Origin of the sequence: Oryzibacter oryziterrae (assembly GCF_021864535.1) — a bacterium.
GTDB classification, from domain to species: Bacteria; Pseudomonadota; Alphaproteobacteria; order Rhizobiales; family Pleomorphomonadaceae; genus Pleomorphomonas; species Pleomorphomonas oryziterrae.
In genome coordinates this window covers 52,975-69,463 of record NZ_JAKJIC010000013.1, presented here as the reverse complement: position 1 = coordinate 69,463, position 16,489 = coordinate 52,975, and the positions used below count along the sequence as shown (strand labels likewise).

14 protein-coding genes are annotated in these 16,489 nt (G+C 65.6%); 8 read left to right on the top strand and 6 right to left on the bottom strand.

The genetic code is table 11. The features are described 5' to 3' along the window. Positions 1–62: 62 nt before the first annotated feature. A complete protein-coding gene (locus L2I41_RS14655; protein ID WP_237154315.1) occupies positions 63–818 on the top strand; it encodes a molybdopterin-synthase adenylyltransferase MoeB in 756 nt (251 codons plus the stop codon). A 16-nt stretch (positions 819–834) separates the two neighbouring features. Here the strand turns inward: L2I41_RS14655 and L2I41_RS14650 are convergent, their stop codons facing one another. After that, entirely contained in the window at positions 835–2,505 is a 1,671-nt protein-coding gene (locus tag L2I41_RS14650; protein ID WP_237154314.1) for a hypothetical protein, read from the bottom strand. Between the two features lie 368 nt (positions 2,506–2,873). Here L2I41_RS14650 and L2I41_RS14645 point away from each other — a divergent pair, with 368 nt between their 5' ends. After that, complete coding sequence (locus L2I41_RS14645) at positions 2,874–4,034, top strand: hypothetical protein (RefSeq protein ID WP_237154313.1); 1,161 nt, start codon at positions 2,874–2,876, stop codon at positions 4,032–4,034. A gap of 180 nt (positions 4,035–4,214) precedes the next feature. Beyond that, positions 4,215–6,671 (top strand): ATP-binding protein, encoded by a 2,457-nt coding sequence (locus L2I41_RS14640; protein ID WP_237154312.1) that lies wholly within the window; start codon positions 4,215–4,217, stop codon positions 6,669–6,671. 74 nt (positions 6,672–6,745) lie between these two features. On the opposite strand, the gene L2I41_RS14635 is transcribed toward L2I41_RS14640, so the two are convergent. Together L2I41_RS14635 and L2I41_RS14630 are read right to left on the bottom strand one after the other, a co-directional pair. Beyond that, positions 6,746–7,588 carry a fumarylacetoacetate hydrolase family protein gene (locus tag L2I41_RS14635; protein ID WP_237154311.1) on the bottom strand — a complete coding sequence of 281 codons (843 nt, stop codon included), beginning with the start codon at positions 7,586–7,588 and terminating at the stop codon, positions 6,746–6,748. A 77-nt stretch (positions 7,589–7,665) separates the two neighbouring features. Next, positions 7,666–8,403: an SDR family oxidoreductase gene (locus tag L2I41_RS14630; protein ID WP_237154310.1), complete on the bottom strand. Its 738-nt coding sequence runs from the start codon at positions 8,401–8,403 to the stop codon at positions 7,666–7,668. Between the two features lie 313 nt (positions 8,404–8,716). Between L2I41_RS14630 and L2I41_RS14625 the strand changes: the two genes are divergently transcribed. From L2I41_RS14625 to L2I41_RS14615, 3 genes are all read left to right on the top strand, one after another. After that, positions 8,717–9,508, top strand: a complete 792-nt coding sequence (locus tag L2I41_RS14625; RefSeq protein ID WP_237154309.1) for an IclR family transcriptional regulator — start codon at positions 8,717–8,719, stop codon at positions 9,506–9,508. A gap of 169 nt (positions 9,509–9,677) precedes the next feature. Then, positions 9,678–10,040 (top strand): cupin domain-containing protein, encoded by a 363-nt coding sequence (locus L2I41_RS14620; RefSeq protein WP_237154308.1) that lies wholly within the window; start codon positions 9,678–9,680, stop codon positions 10,038–10,040. Then, positions 10,037–10,516 carry a GNAT family N-acetyltransferase gene (locus L2I41_RS14615; protein WP_390634261.1) on the top strand — a complete coding sequence of 160 codons (480 nt, stop codon included), beginning with the start codon at positions 10,037–10,039 and terminating at the stop codon, positions 10,514–10,516. Before L2I41_RS14620 ends, L2I41_RS14615 begins: the two co-directional genes overlap by 4 nt. A gap of 225 nt (positions 10,517–10,741) precedes the next feature. Here the strand turns inward: L2I41_RS14615 and L2I41_RS21495 are convergent, their stop codons facing one another. After that, on the bottom strand, positions 10,742–11,470 hold the full coding sequence (locus tag L2I41_RS21495; RefSeq protein WP_255720238.1) for a cold-shock protein: 729 nt from the start codon (positions 11,468–11,470) through the stop codon (positions 10,742–10,744). A 430-nt stretch (positions 11,471–11,900) separates the two neighbouring features. Further along, positions 11,901–12,347, bottom strand: coding sequence for a hypothetical protein (locus L2I41_RS14600; protein ID WP_237154307.1), 447 nt, complete (start codon positions 12,345–12,347; stop codon positions 11,901–11,903). A 407-nt stretch (positions 12,348–12,754) separates the two neighbouring features. On the opposite strand from L2I41_RS14600, the gene L2I41_RS14595 reads away from it, so the two are divergent. Together L2I41_RS14595 and L2I41_RS14590 are read left to right on the top strand one after the other, a co-directional pair. Further along, positions 12,755–13,093, top strand: coding sequence for a DUF2852 domain-containing protein (locus L2I41_RS14595; protein WP_390634260.1), 339 nt, complete (start codon positions 12,755–12,757; stop codon positions 13,091–13,093). A 253-nt stretch (positions 13,094–13,346) separates the two neighbouring features. Beyond that, complete coding sequence (locus L2I41_RS14590) at positions 13,347–14,099, top strand: M48 family metallopeptidase (RefSeq protein WP_237154305.1); 753 nt, start codon at positions 13,347–13,349, stop codon at positions 14,097–14,099. Between the two features lie 6 nt (positions 14,100–14,105). Here the strand turns inward: L2I41_RS14590 and L2I41_RS14585 are convergent, their stop codons facing one another. Beyond that, entirely contained in the window at positions 14,106–16,448 is a 2,343-nt protein-coding gene (locus L2I41_RS14585; protein ID WP_237154304.1) for a PBP1A family penicillin-binding protein, read from the bottom strand. Between the last annotated feature and the right edge of the window lie 41 nt (positions 16,449–16,489).

The following is a 16,489-nucleotide window of genomic DNA, read 5'->3' as shown; positions in this document are numbered from 1 at the left end:
GAGCACCCGCCGATCAGGTTGAACCTGATCGGCAAGCGCCCTACGCCGGACCCACACCCACGATGACCACGTTATCTGAAGCCGAGATTGCCCGTTTTGCCCGCCACATCGTGCTGCGCGAGGTGGGCGGTCCCGGTCAGCAGAAGCTCAAGGCGGCCAGGGTTCTGGTGATCGGTGCCGGCGGCCTCGGCGCGCCGGTGATCCAGTATCTTGCCGCGGCCGGCGTCGGCACGCTCGGCCTTGTCGACGACGACATCGTCTCGCTGTCCAACCTGCAGCGGCAGGTGATCCACGCCACCGAAAACATCGGCAAGCCCAAGGTGGCGAGCGCGACCGAAGCGGTCGGCCACATCAATCCGCATGTGGAGATCGAGGCCCATCAGGTGCGCTTCACGCAAGACAATGCCGCCGATCTCGTCGCCGCCTATGACATCGCCGTCGACGGCTCGGACAATTTCAAGACCCGCTATCTGCTCGCCGACACCTGCGAGACAGTGGGCCGACCGCTGGTCACCGCTGCCATCGGCGCCTTCGACGGCTCGCTCACCACACTGACGCCGCATCTGAAGGATGAGGCCGGCAACCCGCTGCCCGGCTATCGTGACCTCTTCCCCGAACCGCCGCCGCAGGGCCTCGTGCCCTCCTGCGCCGAGACCGGCGTCATCGGCGCCCTGCCGGGCATTCTCGGCTCCATGCAGGCCATGGAGGTGATCAAGCTGATCTGCGGCATCGGCGAGCCCTTGATCGGGCGCCTGCTGCTGGTCGATTCGCTCTCCATGCGCTTCGAGACCATCCGCTACCGCCGCGGCAAGCGGTAGCGGCGCCTCCTTCGGATCAGGGGCTCTTGGTCTGCAGGCTGGCGGAACCGGCGATATAGGAGCCGTCCTTGACGTTGACGTTGAGGATGCCCTTCAGCGGATCGGTGATCGTCCCGCCGGTGTTGCTGATCTTCACATAGAAGGTCTTGGAGCCGCCCGCCGGAAAGGTGAGGCTCAGCGTGGTCGAAGGCGTGCCCTTGCAGGTGGAGCCGTTGGCCTCGCAGAAACTCGTCTTGTTGGCCATGGCAGGATCGGAAACCAGGAGGCCGTTGGTGCCGAACAGGGTCAGCTTGCGCGTTGCGCCGGTGTTCTTGACCACGACCTGCACCAGCTTGCTGCCGTTCTTGGGCACGGAGACGAGCCGCGGTGCCGGGAGCTTGGGAAAGCTCACCTGCGCATCCGCCGTTCCCTTGGGGTTGCCGGTATAGGTGGCAACGAGACCGTCGGTGTAGAGCGCGTCACCGGCGCCGACGCCTTCGGCGCAATAGGGCGTGATGATGGTCTTGCCGAACTCGCTGACGGCACGCACCCGGCCGGTGACATGGAACAGCTTCTTGGCCCCCGGTGCCAGCTCGAAGATGGCGTTGGCGCTGCCGACAGGCTCCTTGGTGACCGGGTCGAGGCGCTGATAGCTCATGCCTTCGATCTGATTGAGATTGACGAGATCATAGTCGACATTCGTGCCCACGCGACCAAGGAAGCAGCCGACGGACTTGGCCGTGCCGGGATTGGTCAGTGTCAGCTGAACGTCCAGCTTTTCGCCGAGCTTGCCGGCGACCGAACTCGGCTGGATGTCGATGACCAGGCCCTTGCCGGTCTGCTTTTGCCCCAAACGCATGATGGTCAGGGACCGGTTGACCTTGCCGCGCGACACCGAACCGTCGGCGAATTCGACGGCGAAGGAATGGCGGAAGGTGCCCACTTCGCCGTAATGCGGCCCAAAACCCTTGGATTTCAGCGTCAGCCGGACAGCATTGAGCGGCTTGACGAGGCCGTCAACGGTCGGCAGCGTGGCGTCACTTGCGGAGAGATTGTCTGAGGTGACCTTCAGGCTCAGTGCCTTGCTGTCCACATTCACCGCATAAAGGGCGCTTGAGGTGAGTAGAACCTTGGAATCGAGCGGCAGCACGTCGTTATAGGCACCGATGGCAAGGCTGCGGCCAAAGGGCGTCGTCAGCGCGGTCGCGGTGTTGCCGTCCGCCAGCGCCTGGATGTTGATGCCGAAGCTCTTGCTCGTATCCTCGGCCTGCGGCGCACGCCCGACTTCGATGTAGAAATCAACCGGCTTGGCCTTGTTGGAAAAGGCCAGGCCCGAGAGGACCGTGCCGCTCCCGCCGACGACCGGAATATCCTTGCTCTCGCCGATCTTGATCCACTCACCGCTGCCGTCCGGGTCCATCCAGACGCCGATGGCCACCTTGTTGTCGGTCTTGCTGTCGATGAAATACTTGCCGACCGGCAGGTTTTTCAGCCGGTACCAGACCGTGCGCATGTCGCTGCGGCCCTTGAGCGGGGCCTCCACCTCGGGCGTCGCTTCGTCGACGCTGCCGACGAAACTGAAGGTGGCCGACGGCAAATCGATGGCACCCGACTGCTTGTCATTGAACGGCGCGGCAAAGGCGACCGACGCCACGAATTGGGCGGCGGCAAGAGCACCCAGGGAGCAACAAATCTTCTTGAGCAACATGATCGACTCCAAATATCCGGCATATCAAGGTCGTTACGGTCCGGTTCTGAAAACATTTCCCAATGTATCATGAATTGCCGATTCCAAAATGCCGCGACGAGATGACCCAGATCGAAGATCTCGCGAGGATCCCGTAAGGGGAGATGCCTTTTCAACGAGAATGGCCTAACACTACAGTTGCAGATTTGTCAGGCCGTGGCGAAAGGGGTGATTTTCGAGCATCGGAGCGGAGCGTACGTTGGGGTACGTGAGCACCGAAGCGCAGAAAATTGCCCCTTGCAGACCGGCATCACAAATATTGCAACTGTAGTGCTAACCTCTCTTCGCTGGCCTTTGCGGCCATCGATCCAACCGAGTGTCGAGACGTCATGCGCCCCGTTGCCCGCCTCACCCTGTTCGCCGCCCTTCTGTTCAGCCAGGCCGCCCTTGCCGAGGATTTCACCCCGCCGGACGGCGAGCATTGGGTGACGGTGGCGAGCACCAAGGATCTCGATACCGGCGTCGGCATCGCCAAGCTCTATGGCGACAAGGCGCGTGTGGTGTCCTCGAAAAGCGGCTGGTATGCCGTGACCGTCGGCCCGATGCCGGGGGATCTGAAAGCGATCGCCGACGCCATCAGCTGGCCGGCGCTGCCACCCGACGCGGTGCTGTCCACCGGCAAGAATTACGTGGAGACGGTCTGGCAGCCGTCCGTCGCGGAGCCCGCGCAGGCGACCATCGAGCCGGGCAAGACCACCACGCTCAAGGACGGCGACCTCTCGGTCACCTTCAAGCGGTCGCCGATGAAGGACGAGTTCAACTGGACCGCCACGCTGGACATCGCCTCGGCGGGCAAGAAGATCGGCCATCTCACCTATGACATCCAGGATGTCGGCGACATGGAATCCAGCGTCGGCATCGTCGAGCTGGATACCTCCAACCCCTATCCGGAGATCGTCTTCGACGCCTTTACCGGCGGTGCCCATTGCTGCATCCGCACCTTTGTCGCCACCTCCAGGGGAAGCGACGGCTGGGAAGTGGTCGACCTCGGCGAGCTCGACGGCGGCGGCCCCACCTATGAGGACGTTGACGGCGACGGGGCGGCCGAGATGATCTCGGTCGACAATAGCTTCCTCTATGCCTTCGAGTCCTATGCCGGCTCCTTCGCGCCGATCCGCATCGGCAAGCTGAAGGGCACCGACGTGGTCGACGTCACGCGCGAACCGGCCTTCAAAGGGCGGCTCAAGCAGGATGTCGCCGCCATGGAATTCCAGGCCAAGCTCGACGACAGCCTGTGGAGTTCCAACGGCTTCCTTGCCGCCTGGGTGGCCGCGAAGGTCCGGATCGGGGACGGGGCGGACGCCTGGAACTGGGCCATGCAGCATTACCAGAAGGACAATGGCTTCGGCATCTCCACCTGTTCGGAGCCGGTGCCGGACGATCAGTGCCCTGAGGGAAAGATGATCGAGCTCTCCTTCCCCAAGGGCCTGCGCAAGCAGATCGAGGAGCAGGGCTACGGCCCGCTGCCCGACGGCCTCTCCGACGGCTGATCGCCTGTTCCGATCCTGGAGCGAAAGCGACCTTTGCGCGCCGCGCTGTAGCCGGTGGATGCAAATGTCGGGTCCGATCCACCGGGCCATCAACCCTATGGCAACCTCGCCGCGCTACAAGGAAGGCTTGAAGGCGAGGGGTGGTGTTTGCACCCTCGCCAATGCGCACAGGTGCAGGCGATGGTGGACAGGGATCACGGGCACACAGGATCGACCGGCGAGGCGAGGCCCGCGGCGCGCGCCCGGCAAGTCGTCCAGAACGGCGCGCTGGCGCTTGGCGGCGCCGGAGCGCTCGGCCTGTTGTCCTGGCTCGCCGCCGGTCAGAACGGTTTGCCCGGTCCGGTAACTGCCGCCGCGACGCTTGCCTTTGCCGTCGGCCTTGCCGCCACCGCCCATGTGGCGGGGCGTCTGTCCGGCGAAGCCAGGGCGCTGGCCCGCTTTTCGCGCAACGTGCCCCTGCCCGGCTATGGTCCCGCGCCGCGCGACGGCGTCGACGACGTGCTGATCCGCCGCGATCCCGCCGGCCGCATCGTCGCCGTCAATGACGCGCTGGCCCAGTTGATCGGCCAGAACAGTGAAACGCTGGTCGGGCTGGAATTTGCCGTGTTTGCCGCCGACCTCCGGGCCGGTCGCTATTGCGCGTCGGCGGACGGCGAGCCGCGCGAGCGCATCGACGGCTGGACCTTGCTGCGGCGACGGCTCGGCGCGCTCGGTTTCTCGCAGGAGGGCGAAGCGGAAACCGTCGGCCTCGAAGGCGACATGCTGTTGCAGACCGTGCACGGTCCGCGCTGGTTCTCCTGGTCCGAGGAGGCGATCGTCGAGCGTGGCGTCGCCGTCGGTACCCGCTCGCGCGGCCGCGACATCACCGACCGCAAGGCGATCGAGGCGGCCCTGACCGACGCCCGCGATCAGGCGGAGGCCGCATCGGCGGCCAAGAGCCGCTTCCTCGCCATGGTCAGCCACGAGATCCGCACGCCGCTCAACGGCATTCTCGGCATGACGGGCCTGCTCAGGCAGACCCAGCTTTCGGCCGAGCAGAAGACCTATGCCCAGGCGATCGAGACCTCGGGCGAGGCGCTGCTGCTGCTGATCGAGGATCTCCTCGACTTCTCCAAGATCGAGGCGGGCCGGCTCGACCTGCAGCCTTCGCCCATGTCGCTGCAGACCACGGTCGAGGAACTGGTGGAGCTGCTGGCCCCGCGGGCGCATGCCAAGGGCATCGAGCTTGCCGCCTATATCGATCCACGCCTGCCGGCCACCGTGCTGGCCGATCCGGTGCGCATCAAGCAGGTGCTGTTCAATCTCGCCGGCAACGGCATCAAGTTCACCGCCGAGGGCGGCGTCGCCATCGAGGTGCTGCCGGGCGGCACTGCCGGCGACGAGCAGGTGGCCGTGCTGTTTCAGGTGCGCGACACCGGCATCGGCATCGGTGCGGCCGACCAGCAGCGCATCTTCGGCGAATTCGAGCAGGCAGACCCCGGCCCGGCGCGCGCCTTCGGCGGCACGGGTCTCGGTCTTGCCATCGCCCGCCGCCTCGTGCGCCTGATGGGCGGCGACATCGAACTGGAATCGGCGCCCGGCTCGGGCGCCTGCTTCTCCTTCACCGTCTCCCTGGCACTCGAAGGCGGGCTGGCCCAGCCGGTGTCCGCACCGATCATCGAGCCGGAGGCGGGCGATCCTTCCGATCTGATCGGAGAAACCGGCGCCCGTGCCGCCTTCGCGCTCCTGGAGGCGAGCTTTGCCCGCAAGCATGACGCCGATCTGCCCGTCGAGGCGCCCCTGCCGCCGCAACGGGGCGATCGACCGCTCAACGGCCGGCGCGTGCTGGTGGTTTCGCATGCCCTGATCGAAGGTCCCCTGGTGCTGCGCCGCCTGTTCGATGCCGGCGCCGACGTGACGCTGGCGACGCAGAAGGACATCGAGGTGGAAGTCTCCGGCTCCTGGCGGCCGGACGCGGTGCTGGTGGACGCGGCGGCCGGCGACGCCATCGCGCTCATCGAACGCATCCGTTCCGTGTCCGAAGTGCCGGTAGGCGTGCTGATCGACCCGCGCGAGCGGCCGCGGCTCGGCGAGCTGCAGGTCGCCGGCTACAAGGCCTATCTGGTCAAGCCGGTGCGGGCGCGCTCGCTGATCGCCGTGGTGGAGACGCTGGTGGGGGACAGCAGCTTTGCCGCCGCCGGCGACCTTGCCCCGGCCAGCCTGCCGGCCGACGTCACCGAACCCGCCGCCAGTCTCAACGTGCTGCTGTGCGACGACAACGAGATCAACCTGCTGCTCGGTCGCGGCCTTCTCGAAAAGCTCGGCCATCGGGTCACCGTCGCCGCCGACGGGCGCCGGGCCGTCAGCCTTGTCGCCACCGCGCTCGACAATGGCGAGGCGCTCTATGACGTCATCCTGATGGACCTGCACATGCCCGAGATGGACGGCATCGAAGCGGCGCGGCAGATCCGTCGGCAGATCGCCGGCCATGGGGTCGGCCGCGGTCCGCATATCGTTGCGCTCACCGCCGACGTGATGCCCGAGACGCGCGCCCGCTGCGAGGCGGACCTGTTCGACGACTGGCTGCGCAAACCGCTGGAACCCTTCGATCTCAGCCGCTCGCTGGCGGGCGCTTCCGTCGAGGCGCATGCCTCCTGATCGCGCAAGACGAAAAAACCCCGGCGCCCTTCGGCCCGGGGTTTTTCTTGTTTGTGATCCGCGGATGCCAGGTCTTACGACTGGCGCACCAGCTGGTTCTGCTCGCCGAGACCGGCGATCGACAGGCGGATGCGGTCGCCATCCTTGAGATAGACCGGCGGCTTGAAGCCCATGCCCACGCCCGGCGGGGTGCCGGTGGTGATCACGTCACCCGGGTCGAGGCGCATGAAGCGCGAGATGTAGGAGACGAGATGGGCAACGCCGAACACCATGGTGGCGGTGTTGCCGGTCTGGCGGCGGGTGCCGTTGACGTCCAGCTCCATGGCGAGCGCCTGGATGTCGGCGATCTCGTCGAGCGTCACCAGCCAGGGGCCGAGCGGTCCGAAGGTGGGGCAGCCCTTGCCCTTGGTCCACTGGCCCGTGCCTTCGATCTGATAGGCGCGTTCGGAGACGTCGTTGCAGAGCGCGGCGCCCGCCACGTGGGACAGCGCGTCCTTCTCCTCGACCTGCCAGGCGGTCTCGCCGATGACGATGGCCAGTTCCACTTCCCAGTCGGTCTTGAGCGAACCCGGCGGGATCAGCACGGTGTCGTTGGGGCCGACGATGCAGTTGGGCGCCTTGTTGAACAGTACCGGCTCCTTGGGCACGGCCATGCCGCTTTCGGCGGCGTGGTCGGCATAGTTGAGACCGACGGCGATGAAGTTGCGCGTGCCGGCAACACAGGCGCCGATGCGACTGTCCTTGGGCACCAGCGGCAGGCTCGCCGGATCGATCGCCTTGAGGCGGGCGAGCGAAGCGCGCGACAGCACCTCGCCGGCAATGTCGGGCACCACGCCCGAGAGGTCGCGCATCTGACCCGAAGCATCGACGATGCCGGGCTTTTCCTGGCCGAGCGGGCCGTGGCGGAGGAGTTTCATCTCATAGATCCCTGAATGGAAGGCCGCTCACCCTAATCGACGGAGCCGGCGGCCGGAAGCGTGAAATGGACAGACGGTCAGATGGTCCAGCCGCCGTCGATGGCGATGGCCTGGCCGGTGGTGTAGCTGGCGCCGGCGAGATAGACCACCAGTTCGGCGATCTCCTCGGGCTGGCCGATGCGGCCCATGGGCTGGCGGGCGATGAAGGCGGCGCGGGCCGTCTCATAGTCGCCCTGCGCCTTCATGCGCTCCTGCAGCGAGGGGCTTTCCACCGTGCCGGGGCAGATGGCGTTGCAGCGGATGCCCTTGCCCACATAGTCGGCGGCGATCGACTTGGTCATGCCGAGCACGGCGGCCTTCGAAGCCTGATAGGCGAAGCGGTTGGGCACGCCCTTCAGCGAGGAGGCCACCGAGGACATGTTGATGATGCAGCCGGCGCCGCGATCCAGCATGCCCGGCAGGAACGCCTTGATCATGCGCATCATGGCGGTGACGTTGAGATCGAAGGCGAAGGCCCATTCGCTCTCGCTGCAGTCGAGGATCGAGCCGTTGTGCACCACGCCGGCGCAGTTGAAGAGAATGTCGACGCTGCCCGCATGTTCGGCGGCAAAGGCGGCGATGGCGTCCGGCTTCAGCACGTTGAGTTCGGCAGTGGTGACACCGGCGACGCCCTTCAGCTCGTCGAGCTTGTCGCGCGCGATGTCGGTGGCGATCACCCTTGCCCCCGCGGCGGCCAGCGCCAGCACCGATGCCTTGCCAATTCCCTGCGCCGCGGCGGTCACCACGGCGGTCTTGCCCTCAAGCGATACGCTCATCTGTTCATCCTCCCAAGGCGAGGTCGCCCCGCCCAATCCGGTAGCCTGGAACCGATTCAAAGCCCCAGGTTGAATCGGTCCAGACCACGATGGCCGATCCTGTCGAAAGCGCGAACCGACTGGCCTTTTTCTGTTGCGACGACCTGCACCTATCGCATAAGCATCGTCAAAATTACCAGTAGCCGGAGATCGATAGCGCAGGCATCATCATATGTGAAGAGTGTATTCACCCATAAGTATGACGCAAGGCGGCGTCAAGATCATCTCCCCTGTTCGGGGCGGAGACGTCCGCTTCAAGACGAGGCTTTTCATCATGTCCGAGCTGCCGCCGGGCGACAAATACCGCGCTCCTGCCCTGGACAAGGGGCTCGACATTCTGGAACTCCTCGCCGCCGTCGAAGGCGGATTGACCCAGGCCGAAATCGCCCGTCATCTCGGACGCTCGCCCAACGAGTTCTATCGCATGCTCGACCGCCTGGTCCGGCGCGGCTATGTGGCCCGCAGTGCCGACGATCGCTATCAGTTGACGCTGCGCCTGTTCGCGCTGTCGCATCTGCATCCGCCGGTCCGGCGCATGGTCGCCTTTGCGACACCGCAGATGCGCGAGTTCGCCGAGGCCGCGCAGCAGTCGATCCATCTTGCCGTCTACGACCGGGGCAGCGTGGTGGTGATCGCCCAGATCGCCGCGCCGGGCTATTGGGGCCTCGGCATTCGCATCGGCGCCCGGATCGGCCTCACCAACACCGGGTCGGGCCATGTGCTCCTCGCCTTCTGCACCCCAGCCGAACGGGCGCTGATGCTGGCCGAATATGAGCCGGTCAGCGACGAGTCCCTCGAGGACGAGGACTTCCTGCGCCGCCTCGCCGACATTCGCGAACGCGGCTACGAGCTGCAGCCGTCGCTGCAGACCGCCAACGTGCAGAACATCTCCGTGCCGCTGCTCGGTCCCGACGGCAAGGTGCTGGCGGCACTCACCTGCCCCTACATCCTGCCGCATCCGTCGGTCCAGGCCCCCAGCAGCAGCCAGGCGCTCGACCTGCTGCGCAAGGCCGCGGGCACGATCATCGAACAGATGGGGACCGGCCCGCAGGACGGCTCGGCCTGAGCCGCAGCTGAGGGTCGCCGCATCCACCTGGGATCGGTGGAAAAACGCCATTCCTGTGGAGCGCGAGATGGTCTACGATCGGGGAAGCGAAACCCGAGGCGGCGCCTTTGCGCCGGACCCATGCGGACGATCGCGCGACGCAGTTTCGCACCGCCCGCTGGAGGCGACCATGGCAACAGAACCCCTGTTCGTGCCTTTCGACCTGGCAACCGTCGAGCCCGATGACGGCGGCCCCGATCCGGCCCGCGTCGTCAAGGGCAACCCGCGCACGCGCACCTGGCTGATCGAGGAGCGCGACGGCGACAAGATCTATTCGGGCATCTGGGAAGCCACGCCCGGCACCTGGCGCGTCGTCTATGACGAGTGGGAATATTGCACCATCCTCTCCGGCGTCTCGATCCTGCATCAGGACGGCACCGAAGCGCCGCGCATCCTGCGCGCCGGCGACACCTTCATCATCCGCCCCGGCTTCACCGGCTTGTGGGAAGTGGTGGAGACCACGCGCAAGACCTTCGTGATCCATCTGCCGTGAGCCTGGACACCGCAAGCCCGCGCATCGCGCTCGCCCGCTGGGAGCATATGCCTGAGCTCGTGGCGCTCTACAAGCAGCTGGACCCGGCCGAGCCGGATCTCTCCATGGACGCCTACCGCGCCGCCTGGGCGCGCATAGCAGAGCAGGACATCCGCGTGGTCTGCGCCTTTGTCGACGCGGTTCTGGTCAGCACCTGCACGCTTGTCGTCGTCGCCAACCTCACCAAGGGCGGCACGCCCTACGGTTTCATCGAAAATGTGGTCACCCACGCAGACCACCGCAAGAAAGGTTATGGCCGCGCCGTGCTCAAGGCCGCCGTAGCCATGGCCTGGGAGCAAGGCTGCTACAAGGTGATGCTGCTGACCGGTTCCAAGAGCCCTGCAACGCTGGCCTTTTATTCAGGTGTCGGCTTCGCGCAGACAAAGACGGGCTTTCAGATCCGGCACCTGCCGCCGCGCCCCAATTCAGACGACTGACGGCGATGGCCGTCTCGGCAACGGTCGCAAGAGTTCGGAAACCGCAGACTGAGATCGTCCCGCCCCCTCCGTAAGGACAGGCCTTCCAGGGCCACACCACCGCCTTCGGGAATGCGGTCGCCCCGGTCTTGCCTGAGGTTAGGTGAGGCAAACATGCAAACACCCCACTTCCTCGCGGAAGCGGGGTGTTCTTCAACTCATGTGGCGCCGAGCGCCAGTCCCGGATCAGTCAAGCAGGCTGATCTGAACGGCCTCACGGCCCTTCGGGGTCTCGACGACCTTCATGGCAACGCGCTGGCCATCGGCCAGCGGGCCCATGCCGGCCGACTGCAGCACGGAGATGTGCACGAACACATCCTTGCCGCCATCTTCGCCGGCCACGAAGCCGAAGCCCTTCTCCGGGTTGAACCACTTGACGGTGCCGTCGAGCGGAGCAGCGGAGCCGACGTCAACGGTACGGCGCGGCGGACGCGGAGCGCCACCAAAGCCGCCGCCGCCACCACCACCGAAACCACCGCCGAAGCCCTGACGATCGCCAAAGGCGGGACGGGGACCAGCCGGACGCGGAGCACGCGGGGCCTGGGGCGTCGCCGTCGATTCATCGACGTCAATCACCTTGACGACCTGCTTGCCCTTGGCGCCCTGAGCGACCTGCACACGCAGGGTAGCACCGGGCTGCACGCTGTCACGGCCAACGGCCTGGAGCTGCCCGATGTGCAGGAAGGCGTCTCCCGACCCGTCGGTCAGGGAGGTGAAGCCAAAGCCCTTCTCCGGGTTGAACCAGGACACGGTGGCTTCGACAGTCGGGCCCGAAGGCGGGGCGCTGTCGAAAGGCGACGGACCGCCAAAGCTGCTGCGCGCTGGCCGCTCCGGGCGCATGTCGAACGACGGCACCATGTCGTCATCAAATCCGCCGCGCCGCCGCGACGGGCGGAAGTCCTTACCCTTACCCATTCTGTGTTCTCGTCTCCGCCAAATCTTAGCTCCGGATCCGTGCCCGCGGAGGCAACACGCGACCCGTCTGTTAACAGAGCTTTTCCACCGCAGAATTCGTTGAAATAAGCAAGGTGCAATCACCCGCCCAAGGGTTTTTGCTCCAGCCCGACCGCATTCCAGAACCGCTCCGACCCTACTCTTAACACAGTTCTCGGCTTTTCTAATGCCTGAATTTTGCCTTTTGGCGGCTGAAATCGTTTTTTTTGATATTCGAATGGCTATCCGGCGGCCTCATTCATGGGCGGCGGACGAAAATCAGGCGGCTATCTGCGGCCGAGAGACAAGAAATGACTGACCGAAGAGCGCGTGAGCTGCATCTCGACCGTAGATCAGGGCAATGTCTGGCGCCCCAGGGGCGGGGCTGCGAGCAATTCTGTACTTTTGGCGCTCAGGACTTGCGCGAACGGAGCTGGCGGGCGGTATCGTGGAAAGCACGACTGCTGCCGGGCAACACGACAACGTTGTCAGCGACGCGCACGTCACAGCCGGCATCGGCCAACGACGCCTTGACCAGCGACTCCACGTCGAAGGCCATTTCATTGACCGAACGGCGGCGAGCCTCGTTGAATGCCCCCACCGTCATACCCATGGACCGTGCGCGGCCGATGGCGGCATGGAACAGCCGATCGGCGTCCTCGCATTCAACCGTCATCTGGAGCGTTATGGCAGTCGACAATTTCTTTCTCCTTAAATCACTGGGCTGGCTTATGCCGCAAGTCTCCGCCTTTGACCAGTTGATAAAAAAATTGGCTGAAATGCATTTCACGCATAAATGGATACTGCCTGCTTTGCCGGCAAAACGCACCGGCAGCAGCACGAAAACAATTCTGAACACGCAACGAGCGTCTTCATCCTCACATCATACCACAAAATCTTCGTACCAACATGAAAATCGGGAAAAAATCTCGATCTGATTTCTGCATATCGGCCTGTGCCTGTCGGCCCGGACAGCGGATCGGATGCGGCAGCTGTCGGTCTTGCACAGCGACGGCCGGCATCCCACATGAAAGCACTGCCTCGCCGCAGATCTGGCGACGCGCTGTGCGCAGCCCATAAAGACGCGACAGAAAATCAGACTTCGTTTTCAGCTTTCACTTTCGTCCAAAAAATAATGGCAAAGATCTTGAACCTGGCCATAGGCGGGGCCACTTCGATGTCGTCACTGTAACCCGCTTCCTGAAAGGAAACATGATGCACGGTTGCACGCTGAGACCCGGATTTCATCCGCTTTCGATTGGACTCATGGTCCTGGGTTTCGTGCTGTTCTGGCCGATCGGACTGGCTGTTCTTGCCTATATGCTTTGGGGGGATCGCATGCGCAGCAAATGGAATACGCTGAAGCCGCAGTTCGAGCAGGCCGCTCGCCAGGGTGGTTTTCAGGGTGGTTTTTCCGGCGGCTTCAGCCGCACCGGCAACACCGCCTTCGACGAATACCGCGAGGCTGAGTTCAAGCGCCTCGAGGAAGAGCGCGCCGCACTGGATCGCATGCGCGACGAGTTCGACGAGTTCCTTCGCAACCTTCGTCGTGCGAAGGACCAGGAGGAGTTCGACCGCTTCAAGAGCACCCGCCACACAGGTTGATGCCCACGACCCAAGACTCTGGAGCATTTCCCTGTCGATCAGATTCATTCATCTGATCGGGAAATGCTTCAGGCCAGCCGGAACACCCCCACCAGCTGACATGGCTTTGAGCGAGCCACCTTCTCCCGATCTCCAGGCGATGCGGGCGTTCCAGACGGGGCGCCCGCATCGTCATTTTCATCTGCCGTCAAACCCGGCGCGAGGCGCTTCGGATTCCTGGGAAGCAGCCGGATCCTCAGGTAAGCTCCGGTGGATGACGATTCGCTTGCCCTTCCTGTTCGCGCCGCCAAAGCCGCGTCCGTCCGTCTCGGGCTTTGCCCTGGCGATCGACGGGCGCGAGGTGCCGGTCACGGTGCGCCGCAATGCGCGGGCGCGGCGCTATACCTTGCGCGTCACCACCGACGGCAGTGGCGCGACCGTGACCATTCCCAAGCGCGGTACGATCGCCGAGGCGCGCGCCTTTGCCGAGCGGCACCGCGACTGGATCGCGGCGCGGATCGGCACGCCTCAGCAAGCCGATGCTGCCGTGCCGCAAAGCCTTCTCTATCGCGGGGAGATCTGCCGCGTCGCGCCCACCGGTGCCGCGCGCGGCGTGGTCCGGCTCGACCGGGACGCCGACGGCGCGGTGCTGCACGTCTCCGGCGCGCCCGAGCATCTGCGCCGCCGCCTCGTCGACCATTTGCGCAAGTCCGCCCGCCTCGATCTCGAAGCGGCCGTCGCCCGCCACGCAGCGAGCCTCGGCGTCAGCCCGAGCGCCATCCGCCTCAAGGACACCACGTCGCGCTGGGGATCGGCCTCGGCACGCGGCGCGCTGGCCTTTTCCTGGCGTCTCGTGATGGCGCCGCCCTTCGTGCTCGATTACGTCGCCGCCCACGAGGTGGCGCACCTGCGCGAGATGAACCACTCCGACCGCTTCTGGGTCCTGTGCCGGCAACTGGCGCCCCGCACCGAGGAGGCCAAGGCCTGGCTCAAGGCGCATGGCCGGGAGCTGCACCGGGCGGTCTGAGGCGCCTCAGTTGCCGAACAGCGTCTCGAGCAGGCTCTTTTCCTTCCGCGTCGGGCCGCCGCTCACCTGCGGCGGGCCGGCGGGAATGTCGGCGGGCGGCATCAGTTGCGGCGCACCCGGCTGGGGCGCCATCTGCTGTGGCGGCGCCAGTTGCTGCGGGGCCATCTGCTGCGGAACGATCTGTTGCGGCACCGGCTGCTGGCCGGGGATCTGCGGGCCCTGCATGGGCAGACCGTCCGTCTCGCCCAGCGCCGTACCGACATTGACCGGCGGCGCCACCAGATCGATGCCGGGAAGCGGGCGGACGTCCAGGCTCGAGGTCGCCTGCGTCATGAAGCGGTTCCAGACGATGGCGGTCAGCGAGCCGCCGGTGGCCTTCTTGGTGGGCGAATTGTCGTCATTGCCGAGCCAGACGCCGGCCGTCAGGCCGTTGACATAGCCGATGAACCAGGCATCGCGGAAATCCTGGCTGGTGCCGGTCTTGCCGGCCACCTGCCGGTCCTTGAGCAGCGCCTTCTGACCCGTGCCCTGGGTGACCACGGCGCCGAGCATGCGGTTCATGGTGCCGACCGCCTGTTCGGAGATCACCCGACCGGGGCCGTCGCCCGAGCGCTTGAACAGCACCTGGCCGTCCTTGGTGCGGATCTCGTCGATCACATAGGGAATGACGCCCCAGCCGCCGTTGGCGAAGGGCACATAGGCCGAGGTGATCTCGAGCGGCGTCACCTCCGCCGTGCCGAGCGCGATCGAGGGATTGTCGTGCAGCTGGCTGACGATGCCGACGCGGCGCGCCGTCTGCACCACATTGGCCGGGCCGAGATCGGCGGCGAGCCGCGCCGCCACCGTGTTGAGACTGAGCGCCAGCGCCGTGGTCAGCGTCACCGGCCCCATGTACTTGTTCTCGTAGTTCTTCGGGCTCCAGCCCTTGATGGAGATGGGTTCGTCGACGACGACGCTGTCCGGCGTATAGCCGTGCTCGATGGCGGTCAGATAGACGAAGGGCTTGAAGCTCGATCCGGGCTGGCGGTGAGCGTCGACGGCGCGGTTGAACTGGCTCTCGGCGTAGTCCTTGCCGCCCACCAGCGCCTTCACCGCCCCGTCATTGTCGATGGCCACCAGCGCGCCCTGGCTGGCGGCGTGCTTGGCGCCCTCCTTGGCCAGCGTCGTGCGCAGCGCGTCTTCGGCGGCCTGCTGCATGCGCATGTCGATGGTGGTGTAGACCTCCACGTCCTGCTTCACATGCGAGACATAGCCCGGCAACAGGTCCATCACCCAGTCGGCGGCATAGTTGGCGGCATTGTCATTCTGCGCCGACTTGACCGGTGCACCGCCCTTGGCGGCGAGATCGGCGTCGGCGGCACTCACATAGCCCTCCTCCACCATGGCGCCCAGCACGGTGTGGGCGCGTTCGGCGGCCCGCTGAGGCGAGTTGGTCGGCGCATAGCGCGAGGGCGCCTTGAGGAGGCCAGCAATGGTGGCCGCCTCGGCCAGATCGAGATCCCGGGCCGACTTGCCGAAATAGCGCCGCGCCGCCGCGTCGACACCAAAGGTGCCGGCGCCGAGATAGACGCGGTTCAGATACATCTCCAGGATCTCGTTCTTGGAGAATCGCCATTCGAGCCACAGCGCCAGCACCACTTCCTGCAGCTTGCGCTCGATGGTGCGATCGGGCTGCAGAAACAGGTTCTTGGCCAGCTGCTGGGTCAGCGTCGAGCCACCCTGGACCACGCCGCCGGAGGTGAAGTTGGTGACCAGCGCGCGGGCAAGACCGATGGGATCGACACCCAGGTGGTAATAGAAGCGCCGGTCCTCGATGGCGATCACCGCCTTGGGCAGGAAGGGCGACATCTGTTCCAGTCTGAGCTGCTCGCCGCCGGTGTCGCCGCGGTTGGCGATCAGCGCGCCGGAGGCGTCGACGATCTCAACGTTGGGCGGTCGGTCCGGCACCTTCCAGTCGTCGAGCTTGGGCAGGGTGAAGAACACATAGGCGAGCAGGCCGGCGGCGGCGATGCCGCCCCAGAGCGCCATGACGAGACCCCAGTAGATGGTGCCGCGGATCAACCCGACCAGCGACAGGCTGCGGCGGGCGGGGCGGCGCTTGCCGCCGTCCCCCTTCTGCCTCTTCCTGCGCGGGCGCTCGACCATCTCGTCCTGCTCCTCGCTGATCTCGCTCAACGCCTCGAACAGTGGTTCGTGGCGATCGTCGTCGGACGCCCGGCGGCGACGCGCCTTGGTCGGCAGCTGCTCCGGGGCAAAGCGGTCGTCGGCGCGGGCCGACAGGCCGCCGTCACGCTTGTTGTCGCCGAAAGAGGGCTCGATCCGCCCCCGGCCCGTGCGTGACCCCTTCATACCCGTCCTGTCCCTGCCTGGCTGCATCGTTCGAAATGGTC